The following is an 18,622-nucleotide window of genomic DNA, read 5'->3' as shown; positions in this document are numbered from 1 at the left end:
GAAAGTCTAAGGTCGAAAGCCCTTTACTTTAAGACTTTTGACTTTTAACTTTTGACTAAATTCTATTTATAACTTCTTTGAACTAGTTTCACGTTATCAAATACCAACGGCTCTTTATGCAAAACAGCTTCACTTGGTTTTCCAGTGTATTCCCATGCGGCTACGTATGCGAAATTCTCATCGTCACGTTGCGCTTCACCTTCTTCTGTTTGGTATTCTTCACGGAAATGTCCTCCACAAGATTCATTACGATGTAAAGCATCTTTAGCAAACAATTCTCCCAATTCAAGGAAATCGGCAACACGAGTCGCTTTTTCCAATTCTTGATTCAATCCATTAGCATCTCCAGGAACTTTTACTTCTTTGTAAAACTCTTCACGTAAAGCAGCAATTTCTACAATCGCTTCGTTTAATCCTTTTGCGTTACGAGCCATACCAACTTTATCCCACATAATTTTTCCTAATTTCTTATGAAAATAGTCAACAGAATGTGTTCCTTTATTGTTTATGAATTTCTCAATTTGATCTTTAACCGCTTTTTCTGCAGCAACAAATTCAGGTAAGTCTGTAGATATTGTTCCCATTTTAATATCTGGTGATAAATAATCTCCAATAGTATATGGCAATACAAAATATCCATCTGCCAAACCTTGCATCAATGCTGAAGCTCCAAGTCTGTTAGCTCCGTGATCAGAAAAATTAGATTCTCCAATTGAAAAACATCCTGGAATTGTAGTTTGTAAGTTATAATCAACCCAAGTTCCTCCCATAGTATAATGTACCGCTGGGTAAATCATCATTGGAGTTGAATATGGATTTTCATCAACGATTTTTTCATACATCTGGAATAAATTACCATATTTATTAGCAACAACTTCTGTCCCTAATTTAATGATTAATTTAGTGTCATTTGCATCTAAACCTTTAACATATACTTGTTCTTTTCCGTAACGTTGTATTGCTGCAGCAAAATCAAGATATACAGCTTCACCAGTTTTATTTATACCAAACCCAGCATCACAACGCTCTTTGGCTGCACGTGAAGCAACATCACGAGGAACAAGATTTCCAAAAGCTGGGTATCTTCTTTCCAAGTAATAATCTCTTTCCGCTTCAGACAAATCCGTTGGTTTCTTTTTACCTTCACGAATAGCTTTGGCATCCTCTAATTTTGCAGGAACCCAAATACGTCCGTCATTACGCAATGATTCCGACATTAATGTCAATTTCGATTGGTGATCTCCAGAAACTGGAATACAGGTTGGGTGAATTTGTGTGTAGCAAGGATTTGCGAAGAAAGCTCCTTTTTTGTGGATTTTCCAAGCTGCTGTCGCATTACTTCCCATTGCATTTGTAGAAAGGAAAAATACATTTCCGTAACCTCCAGAAGCAATAACAACTGCATGTGCTGAATGTCTTTCTATTTCACCAGTAACTAAGTTACGAGCTATAATCCCTCTTGCTTTTCCGTTTACGACTACTAAATCAAGCATTTCGTGACGGTTGTGCATTTTTATTTTTCCACGACCTATCTGGCGGTTCATTGCTGAATAAGCACCTAGTAATAACTGTTGTCCTGTTTGCCCTTTTGCATAAAAAGTTCTAGAAACCAATGTCCCACCAAAAGAACGGTTATCTAATAATCCCCCATATTCACGAGCCAATGGAACACCTTGTGCCACACATTGGTCAATAATATTCGAAGAAACTTCTGCTAAACGGTGTACGTTTGCTTCACGAGCACGATAATCGCCCCCTTTTACAGTATCATAAAATAAACGGAAAGTTGAATCTCCATCTCCTTGATAATTTTTTGCAGCGTTAATTCCCCCTTGTGCAGCAATTGAGTGCGCACGACGAGGTGAATCTTGAAAGCAAAAAGCTTTTACGTTATATCCTAACTCTGCTAAAGTTGCAGCAGCAGAACCTCCAGCTAAACCTGTACCAACTATAATTACATCTAAATTACGTTTGTTAGCAGGATTTACTAAGTTAATATGATCTTTATAATTTGTCCATTTGTCCGAAATTGGACCGCTAGGAATTTTTGAATCTAATGCCATTTATAATTTAATATTAATGATTAAAATGATGAAATAATGCAATGAAAATGAAACCAAAAGGAACTACAATTGCAAAAGCATATCCTAATGTATGCAAAGATTTTGAATATTTATTATTAAAACCTACCGATTGAAAGGAAGAATTAAAACCATGCCACAGGTGCAATGACAACAATAAGAATGATATACTATACAATGCTGTACGAACAGGACTTTCGAATTTTTCAGTCATTTCATGAAAATATCTAGTCTCATTTAACGGACTAACATCTACATACTTATAAACCATTTCAGGAAACCAAAAATCGTAAAAATGCAACGCTATAAAAGCCAAAACAACTGAACCGGTAACAATCATGTTTCTTGAAGCCCAAGAAGAATTGGCAGCTCCGTTATTCTTTGCATAAGCAATTGGCCTGGCACTTCTGTTTTTGAAATCCAAAACAAAACCCATAATGAAGTGAAAAATCACACCAACAATTAAAATAGGCTGAATTACGAATTGAACAAGAGGATTATTTCCCATATAATGGGATATAGAATTAAAAGTATCGGAACTAAAGACCGATGTCATATTGATAAAAAAATGCTGTGCTAGAAACAACATCAAAAAAAGTCCTGAAAGTGCCATAGCTACTTTTTTTGCTATTGACGATTTCAATAATGCAGATTTTGCCATAAGATTTATATAATTTGTTTTAAAAAATTCTACAAAAATAAAGCAATTAGACAGGAACTACAACCTTTTCGTTGTTATTTATAATGATTTTAAAGTGTTTTACACAAAAAAACAAGAAATCCTTAAAAATCAAACAAAATTCAAAAAACAGAAAAATAAACAGTTAAACAAAAAAGAAAAAAATCTTAAATAAGACATAACGAAATTTACTAAAAATCAATCTACAAAGAGACTAAAATTACCAATTCAATAATTTTTATTATTGTTTATTTCTAAATTAACAAAAACACCAAGTACCTTCATTTTATACCCCTAAAACAATTGCACCAAGACAATGCATTTTTAACTTTACACGTTAAAAATTGAATAATGAAAACAGGAATTGATTCCATCTCTTTTGATGTTGCTAAAATACATTTACCCATTAAAACTTTGGCAAAAGCCAGAAATATTGAACCTGAAAAATTAGAAAAAGGCTTAGGTTTAATCAAAATGACATTGCCAGATATTCATCAAGACACCGTTGTTTTTGCTGCAAATGCATTGACAAAACTGACTCAAGAAAACAATCTAAATCTAAACGAAATTGCAAGAATATATGTTGGAACCGAAAGTGCCATAGACAGTTCTAAACCAATTAGCTCTTTTCTAATAGCCTTAATGGAACAAAAATTTGGAGAAAACACTTTATCCGAATGCGATGTAGTCGATTTTACTTTTGCCTGTATCGGTGGCGTTGATGCTTTGCAAAACTGCCTTGATTTTGTAAAATTGAATCCAACCAAAAAAGCAATTGTTGTCACTACTGATTTTGCAAAATACGATTTGAATTCAACCGGAGAATATACTCAAGGCGCGGGAGCTTTAGCAATGTTGATCACTTCAAATCCTAGAATTATTGCATTCGACAACAATTGGGCGACAAGTACAAAAGGTGTTTTTGACTTTTTCAAACCGTTTAGAACACTTTCAAAAGAAGAAATTACAGAAAACAAAAACAATGAATCGTGGTTTGACAATCTTGAAGCTGAAATAGAAATCCACAAAGACCAACCGGTTTTTGACGGACAATACTCCAACCAATGTTATATGGATCGTACCAGAAACGCCTATTTTTCATTAAAAAAATTAAAAAACACTGACGAAACTATCTACAATTCATGGGAAAGCATCATCATGCATTTGCCTTATGCATTTCAAGGACGTCGCATGCTATCTGAGATTTATGCTTTAGATGCCGAAAGTAAAACTATCTCTGGAAACGAAGATGCTTCGGAATACCAAAATAAATTGAAAGGAATCAGCAAATCTGAAGAATACCAGCGTTTTGTAAATGAAAAATTAATGCCTGCCGAATTAGCTTCTTCCTTAATTGGTAATTTATATACCGGTTCCATTTTTATGGGATTACTTTCGACTCTAGCACATTTTTATGATACTAAGAAAGAAATTTCAAATTCAAAATTTGGATTTTTAGCTTATGGAAGCGGTTCTAAATCTAAGGTCTTTGAAGGAACAATTCAACCAGATTGGAAAGCTGCAATTACCAATGTAAATCTTTTCGAAACCTTAGAAGAAAGCCTTGAAATTGATTTTCCAACTTACGAAAAACTTCATAAAAAAGAACAGAAACAAAGCATTCAACTTCCAAAAAACGAATGGATTTTGAACCGAATAGAAAAAGAAATTCCGAATCTATTAGGAGCTCGTTATTACAAATGGGTTGATTAGACCATTTAAAAACTTATTTTATACAAACACAAAATACGATAGACTTCCGTTTATTTTATTTTGTGTTTTTTTTATTTAAAATTTGACAAATTCATAATAAAAAACGATTTAAACTTAGTATTTTTGAGTAATTAAAAGTTTAAACCGTATTGCTATGAAATACCATCAAATTGACCGGGATTTATTTATAAAAAATCGCACCAAATTCATGGCTCAAATGAAGCCAAAAAGTATTGCTATTTTCAACTCTAATGATATTTATCCAATAAGTGCTGATAGCACGATGCCTTTTGCACAACACCGTGACATCTTTTATTTAAGCGGAGTGGATCAAGAAGAAAGTATTTTATTGCTTTTTCCAGATGCGCCATACGAGCATCAAAGAGAGATGGTGTTCTTGAAAGAAACCAGCGAACACATTGCGATTTGGGAAGGCGAAAAACTGACCAAAGAACGGGCGTATGAAGTTTCAGGAATCAGAACTGTATATTGGTTACAGGATTTCGAGAAAATTTTGTTCGAAATGATGACGCATTGTGATACGATTTACATCAATACCAACGAACATTATCGCGCTACTGTAGAAACTGAAACCCGTGAAGCGCGTTTTGTAAAATGGTGGAAAGAAAAATATCCCGCGCATGCTGTCGCAAAAAGCAATCCGATATTACAACGCTTACGTTCAGTAAAAGAAAGTGAAGAATTGGATTTAATCCAAAATGCCTGTAACATTACTGAGTTAGGTTTTAGAAGACTACTCTCATTTGTTAAACCAAATGTAACCGAATACGAAATTGAAGCCGAATTGATTCACGAATTCATTCGCAACCGTTCCAAAGGTTTTGCTTACACACCAATTATTGCTTCCGGAAATAATGCTAATGTGTTGCATTATATTGAAAATAACCAACAATGCCACGCAGGTGATTTGATTTTATTGGATGTGGCGGCAGAATATGCGAATTATTCAAGCGACATGACCCGAATGATTCCAATTTCAGGAAAATTCACCGGCAGACAAAAAGACGTTTACAATGCTGTTTTACGAGTAAAAAACGAAGCGACCAAAATGCTTACTCCAGGAACACTTTGGAAACAATATCATTTCGAAGTGGGAAAAATTATGACTTCAGAATTACTTGATTTAGGATTATTAGATAAAGCTGACGTCCAAAATGAAAACCCGGAATGGCCGGCTTACAAAAAATATTTCATGCACGGAACTTCCCATCACATGGGATTGGACACGCACGATTATGGAATCCTGACTGAACCAATGCAAGCCAATATGGTTTTCACCGTGGAACCGGGAATTTATATTCCTGCCGAAGGTTTCGGAATTCGATTGGAGGACAATGTAATCATTCAGGAAACTGGAGAACCATTCAATTTGATGAGAAACATCCCGATTGAGGTGGACGAAATTGAAACATTGATGAACTGTTAAACTCCTTTCAAATAGTTATAACCAGAACGGCTTACAGCAATGTAGGCCGTTTTTTATTTGGGCGCAACCCAACCTCCGTAAACTCCGGCTGCGTCGGGCTATTCGCTACAAATGAAATTCACTGAACTCCTATGAAAATAAACACACTGTGAAGTAAGTCCTCGTGCCGCAAAAAAAAATGCGGCACTGCGGGCTTTTCGCTTCTATCCCTTGCGCGACTAAGCCAAATCACTACAACAAAAGTTTTTCAATATCATAATCCTCTCGTAAAACTGTAACATTCTGAATTCACATTCGACTTATTCAAAAACCTTAAATTACTGAAATCATGCAAGCACACGAAATAGACTATCACATATATGGCGAGGAAATGCAATATGTGGAAATAGAATTAGATCCACAGGAAATTGTAATTGCCGAAGCGGGAAGTTTTATGATGATGGACAATAATATCCAAATGGAAACCATCTTTGGCGACGGATCCGGACAACAAACCGGATTGTTTGGTAAACTTTTAAGCGCAGGAAAAAGAGTCCTAACCGGTGAAAGTCTCTTCATGACCGCTTTCATTAACCAAAACAATACTAAAAGCAAAGTTTCCTTTGCATCACCGTATCCAGGGAAAATAATCCCAATTGACTTAACGCAATTTGAAGGGAAATTCATTTGTCAGAAAGATTCATTTCTTTGCGCTGCCAAAGGTGTTTCAGTTGGAATCGAATTCTCTAAAAAACTGGGACGCGGACTTTTTGGCGGTGAAGGTTTCATCATGCAAAAAATAGAAGGCGACGGGCTGGCGTTCGTACATACCGGCGGAACATTAGCCAAAAAAGAATTAGCAACAGGCGAAATCCTAAAAGTAGACACTGGTTGTATTGTAGGTTATACTAAAGATGTGGATTATGACATTGAATTTATAGGTGGCATCAAGAATTCCATTTTTGGTGGTGAAGGATTGTTTTACGCCACACTTCGTGGACCAGGAACCGTTTATGTGCAATCATTGCCTTTCAGCCGACTTGCCGACAGAATCATCGCATCCGCACCAAAAGCTGGCGGAAGCAGTCGTGACGAAGGCAGTTTATTAGGTGGATTAGGAAACCTTCTTGATGGGGATAATCGATTTTAGCATGTAATTTAAACTTTCCATTTGTCATTTCGACGCAGGAGAAATCGCATCCCTATGCTTTATGTGATTTCTCCTTCGTCGAAATGACAAAATGATAACGGCTTTCAGGAGTGCGAGCCCCTTTTTTTATTTAATTATTCCCTTTAACTAATTTTACCAATTTTTAATTAATGCTTTTTTACCTAATCGGAGGCAACCAATTTTGCATGGTTATTATAATGGATAATCATAAAAAATAAAAATGTTATTTTTGTAGACTAAATTTCCATTTTGAAACAAATTCTCTTTAAAAACACCAACATCTCCTATTCCGATACTGGAAAAGGAACTGCTATTGTCTTGCTCCACGGTTTTTTGGAGAACAAAGACATGTGGGATTTTTACATTCCGGAATTTGCTAAAAAAAACCGTGTTATTACCATTGATTTATTAGGACATGGCGAATCGGAATGTTTGAGTTATGTACAAACAATGGAGGATAATGCCGATGCCGTTCACGCCGTTTTATCGGAATTGCGCATCAGGAAAGCAATTTTTGTAGGACATTCTATGGGTGGTTATGTAGCTTTGGCTTTCGCAGAATTATATCCTGAAAACATAAAAGGATCCGTTTTATTAAATTCAACCGCAAGAGCCGACAGCGAGGAACGAAAAACAAATCGGGACCGAGCTATTAAAGCGGTAAAACAATCTTTTATGAATTTTGTTTCACTATCCATCGCTAATTTATTCAGCGAGTCGAATCGAGAAAGACTTTCATCAGAAATTGAAAGCGTTAAAAAAGAAGCTTTAAAAACGCCCCTTCAAGGAATTGTTGCTTCACTCGAAGGAATGAAAATAAGAAAAGATCGTGAAGTTTTATTACACCTTACCCCCTATCCAAAACTATTGATTCTGGGCGAAAAAGATCCTGTTTTAAATTACGAAGAAACTAAAGAACAAATAGAAAATACTACTGTGCAACTGGTTTCTTTTCCAGATGGACACATGAGTCATATTGAGAACCAAGAGGAATTATTGAAAGTATTGTTAACTTTTTTTAAAAGTATCTAAATCATTTCTGAGTTCAAATAACCTTTTTCAACCAATTCACTTCTATCATTTAAGTGGTGCAGTTTTCCTTCTTTCATCAACGCTAATTTTGTGGAGACTTTAATCACATTTTCATAATTATGATCCGTAATGATAATTCCTTTTGCAATTGACATTTCAGTGATTAATCCATTTATCTTTTCAATCATAATTGGCGACAAACCGTTATAAGGCTCGTCAAGCAAAACAAATTTTGAAGGGTTATTGAGTATTAATTTAATTCCTAAATACCGCAATTCTCCGCCGGACAAATTCTTTATTTTTTTATTAAGTATCGTTTGAATCATGTCGTCAGCATAAAATTCCTGCAGTTTATCTTTGGCAATAGACAATACAATAGTCTTTTTTACAGAAAATAAATTTGGAATAAAATTATCTTGAGACAAATAACTTATTTGGTTTAGTAAATCACTGGTTTTTAATTTCACTTCACCATCTACATGAACAAATTTAAAATCGGCAGTTACAATTCCGAAAATGATTTTTAACAATGTCGATTTTCCAGAACCATTCCTTCCTAAAATGCCAATAATATCAGCAGTTTCACATTTCAAATACACATCTGAAACTATGATTTTCCCATCGTATTGTTTTTGAACGCTGTCAACTTCTAAAATACTTTTAGTCATATTAATTGCAGCATTAAATTAATGACTAAAATAAACAGCATTGAAAAAACAATATTCATTAGAAAACTAAAAGTCAACAATTTCAGTTTTGAAATTCCGTTGTTGTAATAAAACAAATATTCATTTTTAGAATTCACTTCTTTTATCAAAATACTAATGAAGAAACCAAAAACAATAAGTACGTATTTGAAGGTTTCAAATCCCCCAAAAACCCATGACAAAGCACTTATAGACAAGGCTATCGTCAAAGTGCTTTTATAAAACTCAAAGATGTTGGCTAATTTTCTAATGGGGATTTATGTTTAAATTATTTTTTCTTCAAAAGGAATATTCTCATCCAAAATTTCGCTTAATAAAAGAACCATTTGTTCGAGATAATTACTCAAAATATCCTCGTTTATGATTGAATTGACCTCTTTGTCTTCTTTAAAATTAAACGGAAGAAATCCTGCTTTCAAGTTCTTAAAAGAAATAATTCCGGCTTCAATTGGTTTTCCCTTTGCCTCATTTTCGTACATAAACGCATAAGCCAAAACCTGAATGATTTTGTCGCTTTTAATATCTTCTGTTAATCCTTTCCATGACTTTAAAGTGACGCTTGCTTTTTCTACTTTACCCGTTTTGTAATCGATAATTCTAATGATTCCGTTACGCTCTTCAATTCTGTCCACATTTCCTTTTATCAATACCGGAAAAGGCAAATTAGGATGATTTAATAGTCGCTCGAATGTTTGTTCCAAAGCGATAATTTTGATTGCGTCACCATTCTTAATACTCTCTAATTCTACTTTCAGGAAATTCGAAACATTTCGTTTTGCAACTTCAAAAGCCAATAAATTTCTTCCTTTTTTGATTTCTCCTTCTTTGTAAACCAATTTGAATTGTTTCAGAACCTCAACATCAATTTGTTTGAAACAATTTAAAATATCACTTTCCGAAATAAACTTCCCAATGAACGGTTCGTAAAGGACTTTCAGCGTTTCGTGAATAATAGTTCCTAACGTGTTTAGTGCTATATTTTCTTCGACTTCTTCGACTTCGCTGATGCGTAAAATCTTCTGGAAATAAAACTGAATTGGATTCCTGATATAACTCGTCAAAGCAGATGGAGAAAAACCTTTCTCGGCAATTTCTTTCAAACGAACCATAACACTTTCCGACTTTGGAATTACCATCGGCTGATAGGCAGTTTCAGGAAGAACAGCATTGTAAATTTCATGAGACAAAGTATGATTCCCTTGTTTTTCCACTTCCAATTGCGTGATGAATCTGCTTTTTTCACCCGCATCCAAACCTTCGCTTTCGGTATTATAAAGCAAGTAAATATTTTTAGTGCGTTGTAATAAATGGTAGAAATGGTACGTATAAATCGCATCTTTTTCTTTAAAAGTTGGCAAACCTAATTCGCGTTTTACATCATACGGAATAAATGAATTTTGCGATTTTCCGGCTGGAAATTTCCCTTCATTCATAGAGGTAACGATTACAGTATCAAAGTCCAATACCCGACTTTCTAAGACTCCCATAATCTGTAAACCATTCAACGGCTCTCCTTCAAAGGAAACTTCGGCTAAATCAATTACTTGCTTGTAAATAGCATAAAGCGTTTCTATTTTATCAATATGTTTGTGTTTCGAATAGTAATTAATTAGTTTATTAATCACTTTGAAAATTGCAAAAACGAAAGCTTTGGTGATTTTCTCTTCTTCATTGTCGTTACTCAAATTGTTCTTTATGGTTTGCAATAATTTAGAAATAGTCTCTAATACTGGAATCGATCCGTTTTTCCATTTTTGGAATAATAAAAGAAATAACTCCGATGGATTCCCATTAAGCTCCATCAATTTATGATGGGTGATAAATGTGTAATTATTTTGATTAATGATCTTAACTAATGCATTCGTTTTTGCAAAAGGTTCCACCAAAGGATGTGTCAAAATATCCAATACATCTTTATAATACAATACATAACTTTTGGCATTTCTGGACAAAGCATTCGTATGCATTTTAAACAATTTTGCAATCAAAATCTGCGCTGGATTGTTCTTACTCGAATAACCCATTGTAATATTCAAAGCACCAACAGTTGATGGCAACGAATATAAAAGCGGAACCAAAAGATTTTCCTCACCCAGTACAACTGCTACTTTATCTAACTTACCCTCAGGATTTTCATTGATGACATTTTCAATAATACTTCCGGCGATTTTAGCTTGACCGATAGTTTTTGGTGTCCCAATAACCTGAATATTTTTAGTCTGCGAAAAATCATTTAGAATCCATTCAAAAGGATTGGACTTGTAATACTTCCAACTTTCTTTAAAACGCCTTACAAACAGTCCTGCATCATGATACGGGTCATTTAGGAACGTTTGATCTACATCCCAATATATTTTTGCTTGATCAGAAGCAATAAGATGTTGGATTATTTTTTCTTCGGCTGTATTCAGCGCATTAAAACCCGCAAACAGGAATTGTTTGTTTTGTACTGAATTCGAAAAATGGTTTAAGTTGTTTACCGCTTCACGATAAATCAATCCTTGATACCCGATTCCTTTATTCAATAAATGGGTATAAAGGGATTGATAGTAATTGGGCAGTAATTTCCAAAAATCGATGTATTTTTCTAATAAGACAGTTTTATTTTCGACTTCAATTCCCCATTTTTTGATATCCTCGATATCTTTCAAATAAGAAAGAACATGCGAAGGTTCCAATAAATAGCGGTCGATTTCATTAAAATCCTGTAAAAGCGTTTTAGCCCAATTCGCAAATAATTCAAATGATTGTTGATTTACTTTTTCAGTAATTGACAAATAGACTTCATAGAATTCGAATAACAGCTCTATCGGATCAATCGTACGGATGCCTGCTATGTTTTGAACAAAGTCTTCAATACTTATAATTTCAGGCGAAAGTATGTTTGTCGTTACTTGATTTTTTAGAGCCTCAATTAAGAATATTTTGGCTCTTTTGTTTGGTAATACTACAATCGTATTCGAAAGATTGTCTGAATAGTTTTCGATTAAAACCGAAGCTATCTTATCAAGAAAAGAAGTATTTGTCATTTTATAAAAATAAAAAAAACGCCTCGATAAATCGAGGCGTTTTCTATAAATATTTGAAAGAAATTATTCTTTGATTAATTTCACTTCAACTCTTCTGTTTTTCGCTTTTCCTTTAGCTGTTTTATTAGTGCCAATTGGTTTAGTTTCACCAAAACCTGTAGATCTAAGTCTATCAGCAGCAATTCCGTTTTCAATTAAATAATTTTTAACTGCAGCAGCTCTGTTTTCAGATAACGTTTGGTTCATAGCATTACTACCATCACTATCAGTATGTCCTTCAATCATGAATTTTGCTGTAGGATATTCTTTTAAGATAGCTACAATGTTTTGCAATACAGGGTAAGTTTCTTCTTTAAAAGTAGATTTACCACTGTTGAACAAAATTGTTTTAACATAAGTATTTAATTTCATTACTTGCTCTTCTGTAATTTCAGGACAACCGTTGTTAGCAACAGTACCTTTTACTTCAGGACATGCATCATCTTTATCTAAAACACCATCTCCATCAGTGTCTGGCCAAGGACAACCTGCGTTTTCTTTAGGACCTGCAACAGTTGGACATTTATCATCTTTATCAGCAACTCCATCGCCATCAGCATCTGGACAACCTTTTAATGCAGCTAAACCAAATACATCTGGACAAGCATCATTACCATCAGCAATTCCATCGCCATCAGCATCAGGACAACCATTTAATGCAGCTAAACCAGCAACTTCTGGACAAGCATCAGCACTATCTTGAATTCCATCACCATCAGTATCAGGGCATCCGTTGAATTGTTTTAAACCAGCAACTTCTGGACATGCATCATCTTTGTCATATATTCCATCACCATCAGTATCTTTACCTCCAAATTTGAAAACAAGACCTGCAGAATGTTGAAAATGTGATGGAGCGTCTGGAGTTCCAGAAGCATCTTCTCTATCACCAAAAGATTTTTTGTATTTTGTTGCAAGTTCTAGCCCAATAGCTTCAGTAAACCATAAAGTAAGACCAGCACCTGGATTAAGAGTTCCATAACTACTATCACCAAAGAATGTATATCCTCCACCAACAGATAATGACGGATCAATTACTTTAGAGTTGATTAAGTTCATCAAACTGTATTTGATAGTTGCATCAATACCATAATACATTAAATCCCCAGGATTAGATACTACGTATCCGCGAGAATCATGACCAACAGCAGTTGGATCAAATTTCACATATTTATCAATTTTATTTACAGAACCACTAAGTCCAAAAGAGAAATTATCTCCTATGAATCTAGATACACTAAGGTATGATACAGAAGGAAGAATATTCCAGTTATCTTTAACAGCGAATGGCTGAGAAAAATGTTTGTCTAACCAATTATGCCCACCACCTGCACTAGTTTTAGTGTCAACGGCATTAACCCCAAAAGAGATTGCCCATGGATTGTTACCGTCTTGTGCGTGAGAGCTTAAACCCATCACCATCATCACAGCAACTAGAAGTTTGTTAAGATGTTTCATACTTAATTTTTTTTAATTACAATTTAGTTAATTACAGACAAAAGTAACTCGTAAATTTTTAACTACAAAATGAAATGTTAAAAAAAAACAAAAATATGGATGCAAAGTGGAAATTATATAACATTCAACAGAAATTATATAACATCCAACAGACGCCCAACTTCAACAAAAGCACCAATTGCCTTATCCAAATGCGCCTTTGTATGTGCTGCGGAGAGCTGCACTCTAATTCTCGCTTTATCCTTAGGAACCACCGGAAAAAAGAAGCCTATAACATAAATACCTTTTTTTAAGAGCTCATTTGCCATAGTTTGAGACAATTTTGCATCATAAAGCATCACAGGAACAATCGCAGAATCACCATCAATAATATCAAAACCAGCCTTTTTCATTCCTTCTTTGAAATAGTTTGTATTCCATTCTAGCTTATCACGCAATGAAGTATCCTTTTCTAATAGTTCAAATACTTTTATTGAAGCTCCAACAATTGCTGGTGCTAAAGAATTAGAGAACAAGTAAGGTCTGGAACGTTGACGTAATATTTCAATAATTTCTTTTTTGGCTGTGGTATATCCTCCCATGGCACCACCAAGTGCTTTCCCTAATGTTCCGGTGATGATATCAACTCTTCCCATTACACCTTTTGCCTCCAATGTTCCTTTTCCGGTTGCACCAATGAATCCAGCAGCATGACATTCATCCACCATAACCATGGCATCATATTTATCAGCCAAATCACAAATTTTATCCAAAGGAGCCACAACACCATCCATAGAAAAAACGCCATCAGTAACAATTAATTTGAATCGGGCTCCAGCTTCGTTAGCTTTGATTAATTGCTCTTCCAAATCTTCCATGTTACTATTTTCATAGCGATAACGAGCCGCTTTACACAAACGAACACCATCTATAATAGAAGCATGATTCAAACTATCCGAGATTATTGCATCGTTCTCTCCTAATAAGGGTTCGAAAACACCACCATTGGCATCAAAAGCCGCTGCATAAAGAATAGTATCTTCTGTTCCGTAAAACTCAGAAATCTTTTTTTCCAGTGTTTTATGAATATCTTGGGTTCCACAGATAAAACGTACCGATGACATCCCGAAACCATGCGTGTCCAAAGTATCTTTAGCAGCCTGGATCACTTCTGGATGCGATGACAATCCAAGGTAATTATTGGCACAAAAATTTAAAACTTTCTCCCCTGTCGAAATCGTGATTTCTGCTCCTTGCGGAGAAGTGATGATTCTTTCTTTTTTGAAAATTCCATTATCTTCAATAGTTTGCAATTCTGACTGTAAGTATTCTTTGATTTTTCCGTACATTTTTGATATGTTTATTTAGGCTGTTATTTATTCATTTCAATAGTAGCTTACAAATTTACTACATCGATTTCTTTCCCTATGTATACCAGTGCCTTTTTAACTACTTTATACCCCATTTTCTCAATAGCATCCTGATAATTCTCCAATTGTTGTTGGTATTTAACATTATGCGTTCCTGTTTTATAATCCAGCAACAATACTTCTTTGTTTTTCGTTAAAACCATTCGATCCGGTTTTACTGTTTTCCCTTCTTTTTGAATAATCGTTTGTTCATTCAAAATTTCATTTCCTTCAGCAAAATAAGTTGAAAGCTCTAAATGATCGACAATTTCCTGAATCGTTTTATAAACCAATTCCTTTTGATTTAGTGTAATTAATCCGTTTTCAATAGACTTTGTAATTGCCAAATCGACATCGTTTTTAGTTTTTACAAAAGATAAAATTTCGTGAATAACATTCCCATATTCTATAGCTTCTTGTTGGAGTGTCCCCCACATTAATGCTTCTCGCTGTGCGATTTTTATATTCTTTGGATTTAGAATTTCTAAAACTAAAGGAATCTTTTTTGAAGTATCGATGTGTTGTTTTGCTGAAGATAATTTCGTTGAGCTCCCAAATTCATATTTCAATTTATTTTCATCGAATTCGCCTTTATTACCTAAATAATTAATAAAAAAGGCACACATATTATTTTTTGGAACTTCTCCTTTACTGGACAAGTTCATATTCGAAATCACATACAATTGTTCCTCTGCTCGGGTCAAAGCCACATACAAAACATTGATATTATCCAATAATTCTTCCTGCTTTTTTTGATTGTAAACCTCAGCAGCTTCCTCTCCAAATCCTTCTACCGCACTGCTGTTGTCGATTAAAACTTTGGGCAAACCGAAATCTTGTTCCTCGGTATTGAGCCATAATTTATCTTTTGGTTTTCGATTGTAATCTTCCTCGGCAAAAGGAAAAATGACAACCGGAAATTCCAAACCTTTTGACTTGTGAATGGTCATAATCCGAACTGCATTAGTCCCTTCCGGAGACGGAATACTAAATTTATCCGCATTTTTATCCCAATAATTTAAGAAATCAGAAATTCCAGCTTGGTTGCGAATGTCTCGTTCGAGAACAATGTCCAGAAAATATTGAACGTAGGCATTCCCCTCCCCGACCCTCCCCAAAGGGGAGGGAGACTGAACGGTTACTTTGTCAATAGAAAAATTCTCTTCCGTTTTATCCGATACCGTCGAATTCTCAATAAAAAAATTCTCTTGTGAAATTAATTCGTTTTTTATTTTTTCTAAAACTATCGAAATACTCCCTATGATTTCTTCGTTTTTAAATCGAATGACTTTATACCCTAATTTATTTAGGGTAATTGTTCTATCATTGTCTAACTCAACTTGTTCTTCAGTAAAATGATAATCGCCATCAACTTCAATTACCAGTTTTTTTGACAAACAAACAAAATCAATAATAAAATCATCTATCAAATGTTGTTGTCTAAATTTACTATCTAAAGACTGGGACTTAAGCTCCAACCACAATATTTTTTCAGCATTTGTCGGGTTCTTCCTCATTTTTTTTGCTTTTTCTATCAAAAGATGAGAATAATTTCCGCCTGTCATATACCCTAATTTATCAAAACTATCATTCACATAGTTAACCACTCCGTCACCCCTTCCTTCGGAGGGGGCTGGGGGGAGAAACTTTGCTATTATAGTTTCCACTGCTTCATATAATGATTTTTTTCTAATGTTTTGAAATGAAAGTGAAACATCAAAACTCATCAACCAATTTTCGAAATCAGTTTCCTTAAATAATGCCATTCCTTGAGCAATAAAATCGTGAATCGGTAATTTATCCTGACTGTTTTGAGCTAAATATTGAAGGAAATGCGCTTTGGATTCCAAATCAGAACTATTTTTCAGGTATTTTAATAAATGAATAATTAACCGAACTTCGGTAGCGTTTTGAATCATTAGCGTTTCTGAGGACAAAAGCGGAATTCCTTGCTCCGTCAAATAATTTGCAATTGCAATTCCCTGATCTCGCTTTCTGGTCAGAATCACAATATCCTTATATTCAAATCCTTGTTGTAGTACTTTTTGAATCGTATTTAATGTTGCTAAAACATACAAATCGGTTTTATCCAAGGCTTCTTCATCTCCCGAAGCTTCGGGATTATTATCTATTTCCTCTACTTTCGGGATAAAGGAAATATTTACATAGCCACCCGTTTTGTTGTTTGTCTTTTGATAACTGTGATTTTCATACAAATCTTTATAATCCAGATGTTCGAATTCATTCGACAACAATTTAAAGAGATCATTATTGAATTCGATTATTTGCGAATAACTGCGGTAATTTTTATCTAAATGTTCGAGTTTTTTATCGGGATTATTGAACGGATTTTGGTCTTTACTCAATTCAATAAACTGTTCCGCTTTTCCACCACGCCATCTATAAATAGACTGTTTCGGGTCACCCACAATCATCAAAGTCCCTTTTACACCAAAATCATCCTGACCCGAAAGTGCATTATCAATCAGCGGAATCAGGTTCTGCCATTGCATTTCGGAAGTGTCCTGAAATTCATCAATGAAAAAATGACGGTAACGTTCCCCCAATCGTTCATAAATAAAAGGCGCAGGTTGATTTTGAATTTCACGGTGAATGATTGCATTGAATTCGGAAATAGAAAGTACGTTTTGTTCTTCCTGAATTTTGGCCAATTCATTACTGACCGTATTTAGCAATGACAAAGGTGTAATGTTTTTTAAGAAGGCTTTATAGAAATTTATCTTTTCGAAAGTTTTGTAAACTTTGTCTAGAAATTGCAATAAATCAGGAATTATGTTTTCAATAATTGCACGGTCTTTTGCCGTTTTATTGATTTTTATGTCATCAAATTCGTGATAGGTTTTGTTTTTTGGATTAAATTTTCCTTCTTGAATACTCGACAAATGTTTTGGAAAATGTCCTGCTGAAAAGGATTTGGTATCAATTCCGTTTTTTTCAATTAATGACAATGCTTCCTCCGCAAAAACGACACTTTCTTTTTCCAAAACTTTACAGGCTTCGGCTAGTTTGTTTTTTATTTCGACAAACTCAGCAATGGATTTATCCTGAAAATGGGTAATTTCATTTCTATTATTTTCGTTTAAAACTAAACGACCGGTTTCGAGAATTTCACGCGAAATATCCCAAGATTTGTCATCATCGGTTTTTTCCATCGTGAAATCGATTAACAGTTTTGTTAATGTTTCATCTTCTCCGGCTTGGGCAATTATGGCATCGACGGCTTCTATCAATAAATTTTCGGTATCCAAAGTGACCTCGAAAGTCATGGGTAAATTCAAATCATGCGCAAAAGCACGAATCACTTTATGTGTGAATTTATCAATGGTCGAAATATCAAAAGCGGCATAATTATGAATAATATGCTTGATGATTTGCTGTGATTTGGTTTTGATTTCAATAATAGAAAGCTCTGTGTCTACGGACAAATCCTGCATTAAATCCTGTGCTTTTGAACTTGGTTCGTCTTTGGCAAATTCGGATAAACTGCCTACGATTCGGCTTTTCATTTCGTGCACCGCTTTATTGGTAAACGTAATGGCGAGAATGTTTCGGTAGGCATCATTTTTCTTAGCAACCAGTATGATTTTCAGATATTCTTTGACAAGCGCATAGGTTTTTCCAGAACCTGCCGATGCGTCGTATATGGAGAATGAAGGTCTTTGCATTTTGATGTTTTATATTTTCCCCTCCCCGGCCCTCCCCAAAGGGAAGGGAGACAGGGCGGAATTAGTTTGTCTATAATCTAAATTTCGATAGTTTCCAAATGCCTTAGCCCTGATGGAAGCGGCATCCTTTCCTGCCGGTGTTCGGCAGGAAAGATATAGCGTACAGCAGGAAATAGCTCCTAAAAACACAAGTATTAATAGGTTACTTTCAAA

Annotated in this window: 11 protein-coding genes; 4 read left to right on the top strand and 7 right to left on the bottom strand. The window is 34.7% G+C overall.

Annotation, left to right across the window (positions count from 1 at the left end; genetic code table 11):
* Window positions 1-62: 62 nt before the first annotated feature.
* Both FNW38_RS04890 and FNW38_RS04885 read right to left on the bottom strand, forming a co-directional pair.
* Window positions 63-2,063 carry a fumarate reductase/succinate dehydrogenase flavoprotein subunit gene (locus tag FNW38_RS04890; RefSeq protein WP_143387022.1) on the bottom strand — a complete coding sequence of 667 codons (2,001 nt, stop codon included), beginning with the start codon at window positions 2,061-2,063 and terminating at the stop codon, window positions 63-65.
* 13 nt (window positions 2,064-2,076) lie between these two features.
* A complete protein-coding gene (locus tag FNW38_RS04885) occupies window positions 2,077-2,742 on the bottom strand; it encodes a succinate dehydrogenase cytochrome b subunit (RefSeq protein ID WP_143387021.1) in 666 nt (221 codons plus the stop codon).
* Window positions 2,743-3,111: 369 nt separating this feature from the next.
* On the opposite strand from FNW38_RS04885, the gene FNW38_RS04880 reads away from it, so the two are divergent.
* From FNW38_RS04880 to FNW38_RS04865, 4 genes are all read left to right on the top strand, one after another.
* Window positions 3,112-4,473 (top strand): hydroxymethylglutaryl-CoA synthase family protein, encoded by a 1,362-nt coding sequence (locus tag FNW38_RS04880; protein ID WP_143387020.1) that lies wholly within the window; start codon window positions 3,112-3,114, stop codon window positions 4,471-4,473.
* A gap of 154 nt (window positions 4,474-4,627) precedes the next feature.
* A complete protein-coding gene (locus FNW38_RS04875) occupies window positions 4,628-5,920 on the top strand; it encodes an aminopeptidase P family protein (RefSeq protein WP_143387019.1) in 1,293 nt (430 codons plus the stop codon).
* A gap of 328 nt (window positions 5,921-6,248) precedes the next feature.
* On the top strand, window positions 6,249-7,049 hold the full coding sequence (locus FNW38_RS04870) for a TIGR00266 family protein (RefSeq protein WP_143387018.1): 801 nt from the start codon (window positions 6,249-6,251) through the stop codon (window positions 7,047-7,049).
* 270 nt (window positions 7,050-7,319) lie between these two features.
* Window positions 7,320-8,102 carry an alpha/beta fold hydrolase gene (locus FNW38_RS04865; protein WP_143387017.1) on the top strand — a complete coding sequence of 261 codons (783 nt, stop codon included), beginning with the start codon at window positions 7,320-7,322 and terminating at the stop codon, window positions 8,100-8,102.
* Here the strand turns inward: FNW38_RS04865 and FNW38_RS04860 are convergent.
* The 5 genes from FNW38_RS04860 to FNW38_RS04840 form a co-directional block, all read right to left on the bottom strand.
* Window positions 8,099-8,770 carry an ATP-binding cassette domain-containing protein gene (locus tag FNW38_RS04860; RefSeq protein ID WP_143387016.1) on the bottom strand — a complete coding sequence of 224 codons (672 nt, stop codon included), beginning with the start codon at window positions 8,768-8,770 and terminating at the stop codon, window positions 8,099-8,101. The genes FNW38_RS04865 and FNW38_RS04860 overlap by 4 nt on opposite strands.
* A gap of 302 nt (window positions 8,771-9,072) precedes the next feature.
* On the bottom strand, window positions 9,073-11,838 hold the full coding sequence (locus FNW38_RS04855; protein WP_143387015.1) for a PD-(D/E)XK nuclease family protein: 2,766 nt from the start codon (window positions 11,836-11,838) through the stop codon (window positions 9,073-9,075).
* 63 nt (window positions 11,839-11,901) lie between these two features.
* Window positions 11,902-13,335, bottom strand: a complete 1,434-nt coding sequence (locus tag FNW38_RS04850; protein WP_143387014.1) for an OmpA family protein — start codon at window positions 13,333-13,335, stop codon at window positions 11,902-11,904.
* A 134-nt stretch (window positions 13,336-13,469) separates the two neighbouring features.
* Entirely contained in the window at window positions 13,470-14,663 is a 1,194-nt protein-coding gene (gene kbl, locus FNW38_RS04845; RefSeq protein ID WP_143387013.1) for a glycine C-acetyltransferase, read from the bottom strand.
* Between the two features lie 47 nt (window positions 14,664-14,710).
* On the bottom strand, window positions 14,711-18,409 hold the full coding sequence (locus FNW38_RS04840; RefSeq protein WP_143387012.1) for a UvrD-helicase domain-containing protein: 3,699 nt from the start codon (window positions 18,407-18,409) through the stop codon (window positions 14,711-14,713).
* Window positions 18,410-18,622 lie beyond the last annotated feature (213 nt).

Origin of the sequence: Flavobacterium gawalongense, assembly GCF_007097265.1 — a bacterium.
GTDB classification, from domain to species: domain Bacteria; phylum Bacteroidota; class Bacteroidia; order Flavobacteriales; family Flavobacteriaceae; genus Flavobacterium; species Flavobacterium gawalongense.
This window is presented reverse-complemented; position numbering and strand designations above follow the sequence as displayed.

What these genes read in the sequence shown, in the direction of transcription:
- FNW38_RS04870 (WP_143387018.1), top strand. Translation starts at nt 6,249, where the DNA reads ATGCAAGCACACGAAATAGACTATCACATATATGGCGAGGAAATGCAA.
- kbl (WP_143387013.1), bottom strand. Translation starts at nt 14,663, where the DNA reads ATGTACGGAAAAATCAAAGAATACTTACAGTCAGAATTGCAAACTATT.
- FNW38_RS04850 (WP_143387014.1), bottom strand. Translation starts at nt 13,335, where the DNA reads ATGAAACATCTTAACAAACTTCTAGTTGCTGTGATGATGGTGATGGGT.
- FNW38_RS04855 (WP_143387015.1), bottom strand. Translation starts at nt 11,838, where the DNA reads ATGACAAATACTTCTTTTCTTGATAAGATAGCTTCGGTTTTAATCGAA.
- FNW38_RS04890 (WP_143387022.1), bottom strand. Translation starts at nt 2,063, where the DNA reads ATGGCATTAGATTCAAAAATTCCTAGCGGTCCAATTTCGGACAAATGG.
- FNW38_RS04875 (WP_143387019.1), top strand. Translation starts at nt 4,628, where the DNA reads ATGAAATACCATCAAATTGACCGGGATTTATTTATAAAAAATCGCACC.
- FNW38_RS04860 (WP_143387016.1), bottom strand. Translation starts at nt 8,770, where the DNA reads ATGACTAAAAGTATTTTAGAAGTTGACAGCGTTCAAAAACAATACGAT.
- FNW38_RS04840 (WP_143387012.1), bottom strand. Translation starts at nt 18,409, where the DNA reads ATGCAAAGACCTTCATTCTCCATATACGACGCATCGGCAGGTTCTGGA.
- FNW38_RS04885 (WP_143387021.1), bottom strand. Translation starts at nt 2,742, where the DNA reads ATGGCAAAATCTGCATTATTGAAATCGTCAATAGCAAAAAAAGTAGCT.
- FNW38_RS04880 (WP_143387020.1), top strand. Translation starts at nt 3,112, where the DNA reads ATGAAAACAGGAATTGATTCCATCTCTTTTGATGTTGCTAAAATACAT.